Origin of the sequence: Paracoccus sp. UBA5162, assembly GCF_002413585.1 — a bacterium.
In the GTDB taxonomy this organism is placed as follows: Bacteria; Pseudomonadota; Alphaproteobacteria; order Rhodobacterales; family Rhodobacteraceae; genus Paracoccus.
The window spans coordinates 1-6,680 of record NZ_DHXG01000033.1 but is presented as its reverse complement, the minus strand read 5'-3'; the positions used below and the strand labels follow the sequence as shown (position 1 = coordinate 6,680).

Here is a 6,680-nt window from a genome sequence, read left to right as displayed (position 1 = left end):
TTTGCGATCGCATCGCGGATCACGTTGCCCAGCGTGGACAATTCCTTGGCCTGATCCGGTTTGATCGCGGCCGAGCCCGTCTCGAAGGTGATCGCGTCGATATTGACCGGCGCGACCAGCGACCGGACCTGCGGGATGTCCCGGATCTGTGCCAGCGTGAAGCGACGGCTGAAATCCGATTCCCGCATCAGCGCGTCTCGCAATTGCGCCTCGTCCATGGCGCCGGCCGATGCACTCACCGCCTTGGCCGGAGCGGGAAGGCTCGAGACGTCCACGGGTTCGGCAACCGCCGAATCGTCGATCAGCCGCACGCTGGATCCATCCGCCGACACCAGCGTCCGGCGCAGCACACGAAGATCGGCGTCGCGGATGGTCACGATCTTGCTGCCATCGGCGCGCGTGACGATCGTGCGCGAAGAACCGTCGCCAAAATTCTCGGTGCTGACGGTCGAGCCCGGCTGACGCAGCAGCGCAACTTCGTCCTTGATGACCTGCTGGCTGCCATCCGACCGGGTCACGACAACGCGATCCGGCGCGCTCAGCGCGACCTGGCGGTTGTTGTTCAGCATCGCGCCGACGGCGACGCCGCCCAGACCCAGAAGCAGGGCCTTGGCCAGATCGTTCTTGCCGTCATCACCGCCATTCGAATCCTGCGCCGCGTTCTGCTGACCGGTCGTGGAGTTCAGGGCATCGCGCAGATTCGTCGTGAAATCCTCGGACGAGGACCGGCTGTTGTCTTCGGTCACCTTTTCTTCGGTCACCTCGGCATCGGCCGCATTCTCGTCCAGAGCGGCGGCTGTCGGCGCTTCGGTCGTCGCCGCAGCCTCCCTCGCGGCTTCGGTTTCGGTCACGTCCTGTTCCGGGACGGCCGCCTCTTGGCCGGAGGCATCCGTGGTGGTGGTTGTCTCGGCCTCGGTGGCAGCCTTGGTGTCGGCCGATGCTTCGGCTTCGGGGGCGCCTGATCCGGCGCCGCTGTCGGCGGGCTTATCCGCTTCAGTCGTCTTGTCCGATTCCTCGGCCAGGGCCTTGGCCAGCGCGTCTTCGTCGCTGGCCGGATCGGCGCCCTCGCTGTCGGCGGCCTTGGCAGGCTCGCGGGCGTCGGTTTCGGCCTTCTGGTCCGTGGTCACCTCGGCACCGGCCGCATTGGTTTCGGTCGCGTCCGGTTGCTGCGCGGCGGCGTCAGCTTCCGCTGCGCCAGAGGATTGCGCCTCGCCGGTCGCCGTCATGTCGCCGGAGGTCGTCGTCGCTTCACCGGATGCCTTTGCGCCGCCGGTCGTCTCACCGGTCAACGTCGCCTCGGTGTCCTGCGCCTTGACCGAACCGGATTGATCCGATTCCTTGGCCAATGCGTCCGCAAGGGCATCCTCGCCCGTCGCGGCGTCCCCGGTTGCGGTGGTTTCTTCCGAGGCCGCGGGATCTGCCGTATCCGTCATTGCGGGGTCCGCTGCCGGCGCCTCTGGCGCGGCGGCGGGGTCTTCGGCCATTGTCGCATCGGCCGGTGCGGCCGGCGCGGCCGTAGAGCCTCCGGCATCCCCCTGCCCTGCCGCTGCCTCAGCCTTGGCTTCAGGCGCAACGGTGCCCGACGCATCGACAGAGCCGTCCGTTGCCGGCATCTCGTCGGCGGCGGATTGTTCTGGAGCGGCCGTTTCTTCGGCACCGGCATTGGCTGCGGGCTGTTCGGTGCCACAGGGTGCCGCACTGCCGTCGGCACAGGGCTGGGCCGCTGTGGCATCGACCTCGGGCACGATTGCGGGCTGTTCGCCCTGGGCGCTCTGCGCGGGCTGGTCGGAATTGGCATCAGGCTTGGCCGCCTGGGCCATGGCAATCTGCGGCGCCAGCAGAGACAGGCAGGCCGCGATTGCGGTGGTGTTGTGAATGATGCGGCGCATGGGTGCTCCTTCATTGCCGTTTGGCGATTGTTCGAGCGACAAACAGTCGCAGTGGACCGTCAGTTCCAAACAAGCGCGTGATCACCGCGTCGCGACGCCGCCGAAAACGGGTCTGAAGGTCGGGCTTCTTTCGCCTGGCGGGCTGGAATTCCCGTTCGCTGCAAAGACGTTGGCGCACGACGCGCGTCGGCAGCAGGCAATCCGCAATGCGTCATGGATGGCCCGTGAGCTCGCTGCCTGCCAATCAAGGGCAGATCCGTCACCTGCGGGCGAGGCAGGCTGGCGCGTCGCGATGCGGAAAAACTGGTCGGAGCGAGAGGATTCGAACCTCCGACCCCCTGCTCCCGAAGCAGGTGCGCTACCAGGCTGCGCTACGCTCCGACCGTAGGTGGGGCAACTAGCGCGCGGCGGGTGGCTTTGCAAGCCCCATTTCAGTCGCGCGGATGCCACAAACGTTGCAGGATCGCGGACTTCGGCGCTGTCACGGTCTCGGTCCGCAGCCGTGTCGCCAGCACCGGACGGTTGGCCGAATTGCCGCCGCGCCCCTCGCGCCAGACGATGTAGAGGCCCGAGCCGATGATGATCGCCGCGCCGATCAGCGTCGGCAGGTCCAGCACCTCGCCGAACAGGAACCAGCCATAGCCCGTGGCCCACAGGATCTGCGAATATTGCATCGGCGCGACGATCGCCGCCTCGCCGGCGCGATAGGCAAGGATGACCAGAAAGCCACCGGCAAGTCCCAGCCCCGCGATCAGTCCGGCCAGCGCCAGGTCGGGCAGCGCCATCGGCGTGTAGCCAAGGCTCAACGCGCCCCCGGTCACGACGAAATTGCCCAGCATCGGCCACATGATCAGGACCACCGGACGTTCCGTCCCGCCCAGCTTGCGGATGATCACCGCCGCCAGCCCGCTGGCCAGCGCGGCGATCAGCGCCGCGCCGTGACCGGGCGCCAGCGTCTGCCCGCCGGGCCGCAGCACGATCAGCACGCCGATCAGTCCGACGATGACCGCGGCCCAGCGATGCGCCCCGACACGTTCGCCCAGCACCGGAATCGACAGGATGGTGATCAGCAGCGGGGTGGCGAAAAGGATCGCATAGACCTGCGCCAGCGGCAGATTCGAGAAGGCATAGAACCCGGCCATCCCCGACGCTACCGCGCAGGCGGTGCGCAGCGCGATCCAGCCGGGGCGGTTTGGCCGCAGCGTGCCATGCGTCCGGTCCCGCATCAGCACCATCGAGATCAGCGGAAAGGACAGCAGCGAGGAAAAGAACAGGATCTGAAACGCGGGATAACGCGCGCCAAGCGTCTTGATCACCGCGTCATGCGTCGCATAAAGGCCCATCGCCGCCAGTTGCAGCAGCGCGCCCCGGACATTGGCCGAAAGCCCCAATCACGCCCCCGCGGACAGCGCGGCCACGATCCGGTCGCCCATCTGCGCGGTCGAGACCGGCGTGCCGCCCTCGGGGCCCATCAGATCGGCGGTGCGGACGCCATCGGCCAGGACAGCCTCGATCGCGCGTTCCAGTTCGGCCGCCGCGTCGCCCCGGTCGAAGGAATAGCGCAGCGCCATCGCGAAGCTGAGGATGCAGGCGATCGGATTGGCCTTGCCCTGCCCGGCAATGTCGGGCGCGCTGCCATGGACGGGTTCATACAGCGCCTTGGGCCGGCCATTCGCCATCGGTGCGCCGAGGCTGGCCGATGGCAGCATTCCAAGGCTGCCGGTCAGCATCGCGGCGGCGTCCGACAGGATGTCGCCGAACAGGTTGTCGGTCACGATCACGTCGAACTGGCGTGGATCGCGGACAAGCTGCATCGCGCCATTATCCGCATACATATGCGACAATTCCACATCGGGATATTCGTTGTCGTGGACCCATTGCACCTCTTCGCGCCACAGGATGCCCGATTCCATCACATTGGCCTTTTCCATCGAGCAGACCCTGTTGCTGCGCCGCCGCGCCAGTTCAAAGGCGGATCTTGCCACGCGCCGGATCTCGCCGCTGGTGTATCGCTGGGTATTGACGCCGACGCGGCCGCCCTCGTTGTCGGGGTTGTTGTCATCGGCATGGATCCCGCGCGGCTCGCCGAAATAGACGCCGCTGGTCAGCTCGCGCACGATCAGGATGTCCAGACCGGCCACGACCTCACGCTTGAGTGACGAAAAATCTGCAATAGAATCAAAACATTGCGCTGGACGCAAGTTGGCAAACAGGTCCATTTCCTTGCGCAGGCGCAGCAGGCCGCGTTCGGGCTTGAGACTGAAATCGAGATCGTCGTATTTCGGCCCCCCGACCGCGCCCAGCAGCACCGCATCGACCGCTTGTGCCCGGGCCATGGTCTCGTCCGCCAGGGGCTTTCCGTGCCGGTCATAGGCCGCGCCGCCCACCAGATCGTGACCGATCTCGAAGGACATGCCGCGATTGGCCTCGAACCAGCCGATCACCTTGACCACCTCGGCCATGACCTCGGGGCCGATTCCGTCGCCGGGCAGAACGAGAAGCGAGAAACGATCGGCCATGCAGTCCTCCTCAGGATCGGGAATGACCCCGGTTAGACCCGACCCGCAGCAGGGTCAAGTTCACGGTGAATTGGGTTGCGGGCGGCGCCTGGCACGCAGAACGGTTGGGACCGCGAGAGGCAAGGGGAATCGACCATGCGAGCGTGGGACATGCTGATGATCACGGCACTGGCCGGAGGCGCGCTGCTGCTGGCCGGAGCCGAGATCTCGTCCGGCGGGCAACGGCTCAGCGTGCCGCTGCCCGATGTCTCGGCCATGAACCGGACCGAGGCCGACATGCTGGCCCGGCAACTGGCCGAGATCGAGGTGATCACCGCGAACTGTCCCGATTATGCCATCACCGATGGCGAATGGACCCTGCTCAGCGGCACCGGCGATCTGCTGGCGGCGCAGATCGGCGTCGACCCCACGCAATATGAACGCGATTATTTCGGACCGGCCTTCACGCTGCTGGACGACCCCTCGTCCTGCGACCGCATCGGCCCCGAGGCGCGGCCGCTGATCGACCGGCTGATCCGGATGGGTGGCGGGACCAAACTGCAGCGATGACCGGCCCTGTCCCTCGGGCCTCGGCTTGATTATGCTGCGGACCGACCCATCGCTCAAAGGCCGCCCATGTCCGATATTCCGCTGGTCGTCGCCCCGAATCTCAAACGCCGCCTTTCGGGCGTCACGGCGACGGTTGTGCGGCTGATCCCGGTTCAGGCAAAGATGATCGCGATCCGCGCCACCGGGCCGGGCCTGCCGCCCGATGTGCCGCATATCCCGCTGCTGCGCGCAGCGACCCTGCCGCGCGACCGCTGGCGTGTCTGGCACGCGCGGCGCAACACGGAAATGCTGCTTGGACTGATCCTGCGCCATCTGCTGGGGCGGAAATACCGGCTGATGTTCACCTCGGCCGCGCAGCGCCGCCATAGCCGCTTCACGAAATGGCTGATTCGCCGGCAGGAGGCGCTGGTGGCGACCACGCCGCAGGCCGCGGCCTATCTGGAACGGCCCGCCCGCGTCGTCATGCATGGCGTGGACACTCGGATCTTCCACCCCGCGCCGGATCGCGCCGCGCTGCGCCGCCAGCTCGGGCTGGATCCGGATGCGGTGCTGATTGGCTGTTTCGGGCGTGTGCGCGAACAGAAGGGCGTCGACCTGCTGGTCCGCGCGGGCCTCGATCTGCTGGCCGCCCGACCGCGCGCGCAGATCATCTTCACCGGGCGCATTACCCCCGACAACCGCGCCTTCGCCGACGGGTTGCAGGACCGGATCGGCAGGGCCGGGTTGCAGGACCGGATCCGCTTTCTGGGGGAATTGCCCTGGGACCGGCTGGTGCGGCATTACCAGGCCCTGGACCTTTTCGCCGCGCCCGCCCGCTGGGAAGGCTTCGGTCTGACCCCGCTGGAGGCGATGGCCTGCGGCGTTCCCGCCATCGGTGCCCGCGTCGGCGCCTATGAGGCGCTGATCCGCGACGGCGAGACCGGCAGCCTGGTCCAGACCGGCGATGCGGGGGCCTTGTCGGCGGCGCTGGCCCGCTGGCTGGACGACGATGCGGCGCGCGCGGCCGCGGGACGCGCGGCACGCATCCATGTCGAGGCGAACCACTCGATCCAGGCCGAGGCTCGCGCGCTGGTCCGCATCTATCACGATCTGCTGTCGCAGCCATGAACCGCCTGCGCTTTCTGGCCGCGCGCAGCCTGCGCCAAGAGACCGCGCTGATGCGCCTGTCGGTGCCGCAACGGGAACTGCTGGCCGATCTGGCCGGCCGGTCGGTCGCGCTGATCGGCAATGCCCGCGCATTGGCCGAGGCGGCCCATGGCTCCGCCATCGACAAAGCCGACCTGGTGATCCGCATCAACCGCGCGCCGATGCCCGCGGCCCCCAGCCATGGCAGCCGCACCGACTGGCTGGCCCTGGCGGTGCGGCTGGCCGCGCCTGATCGCGACCGCATCGGGCCCGCGCGCATCCTGTGGATGTCGCCCAAGCGCAAGCGGCTGGACTGGCGGACGGCGGCCAGCCCCGGCTTCTATCTGCATCCGCTGGGCGATTATTGCGCCCTGCGCGACCGGCTGGGCGCGCCGCCCACGACAGGGGCGATGCTGATCGACCTTGCGCTGCGGTCCGGGCTTGCCTCGCTGACACTCTATGGTTTCGATTTCTTTGCCAGCCAGAGCCTGTCGGGACGTCGCACCGCCGCGCAGGTGCCACATGATTTCGGCGCCGAAGCGGCCTGGGTCGGGGACATGCAGCGCCGCGACCCCCGCCTCGACCTGGTGGCTTGAGA

6 protein-coding genes and 1 tRNA gene are annotated in these 6,680 nt (G+C 67.7%); 3 read left to right on the top strand and 4 right to left on the bottom strand.

The window, feature by feature from the left end; genetic code table 11:
• From B4A72_RS04450 to leuB, 4 genes are all read right to left on the bottom strand, one after another.
• On the bottom strand, positions 1–1,889 hold a 1,889-nt coding region (locus tag B4A72_RS04450; RefSeq protein ID WP_292978145.1), incomplete at its 3' end, for a hypothetical protein.
• A 304-nt stretch (positions 1,890–2,193) separates the two neighbouring features.
• Positions 2,194–2,270, bottom strand: a tRNA-Pro gene (locus B4A72_RS04445).
• 50 nt (positions 2,271–2,320) lie between these two features.
• Positions 2,321–3,280, bottom strand: a complete 960-nt coding sequence (locus tag B4A72_RS04440) for a DMT family transporter (RefSeq protein WP_292951645.1) — start codon at positions 3,278–3,280, stop codon at positions 2,321–2,323.
• Complete coding sequence (leuB, locus tag B4A72_RS04435; protein ID WP_292951642.1) at positions 3,281–4,408, bottom strand: 3-isopropylmalate dehydrogenase; 1,128 nt, start codon at positions 4,406–4,408, stop codon at positions 3,281–3,283.
• A 135-nt stretch (positions 4,409–4,543) separates the two neighbouring features.
• On the opposite strand from leuB, the gene B4A72_RS04430 reads away from it, so the two are divergent.
• The 3 genes from B4A72_RS04430 (at position 4,544) to B4A72_RS04420 (ending at position 6,678) form a co-directional block, all read left to right on the top strand.
• Positions 4,544–4,957 (top strand): hypothetical protein, encoded by a 414-nt coding sequence (locus B4A72_RS04430; protein WP_292951639.1) that lies wholly within the window; start codon positions 4,544–4,546, stop codon positions 4,955–4,957.
• Between the two features lie 66 nt (positions 4,958–5,023).
• A complete protein-coding gene (locus B4A72_RS04425) occupies positions 5,024–6,064 on the top strand; it encodes a glycosyltransferase family 4 protein (RefSeq protein ID WP_292951636.1) in 1,041 nt (346 codons plus the stop codon).
• Complete coding sequence (locus B4A72_RS04420; RefSeq protein ID WP_292951633.1) at positions 6,061–6,678, top strand: glycosyltransferase family 29 protein; 618 nt, start codon at positions 6,061–6,063, stop codon at positions 6,676–6,678. Before B4A72_RS04425 ends, B4A72_RS04420 begins: the two co-directional genes overlap by 4 nt.
• Positions 6,679–6,680: the final 2 nt, after the last annotated feature.

What these genes read in the sequence shown, in the direction of transcription:
- B4A72_RS04430 (WP_292951639.1), top strand. Translation starts at nt 4,544, where the DNA reads ATGCGAGCGTGGGACATGCTGATGATCACGGCACTGGCCGGAGGCGCG.
- B4A72_RS04420 (WP_292951633.1), top strand. Translation starts at nt 6,061, where the DNA reads ATGAACCGCCTGCGCTTTCTGGCCGCGCGCAGCCTGCGCCAAGAGACC.
- B4A72_RS04425 (WP_292951636.1), top strand. Translation starts at nt 5,024, where the DNA reads ATGTCCGATATTCCGCTGGTCGTCGCCCCGAATCTCAAACGCCGCCTT.
- leuB (WP_292951642.1), bottom strand. Translation starts at nt 4,408, where the DNA reads ATGGCCGATCGTTTCTCGCTTCTCGTTCTGCCCGGCGACGGAATCGGC.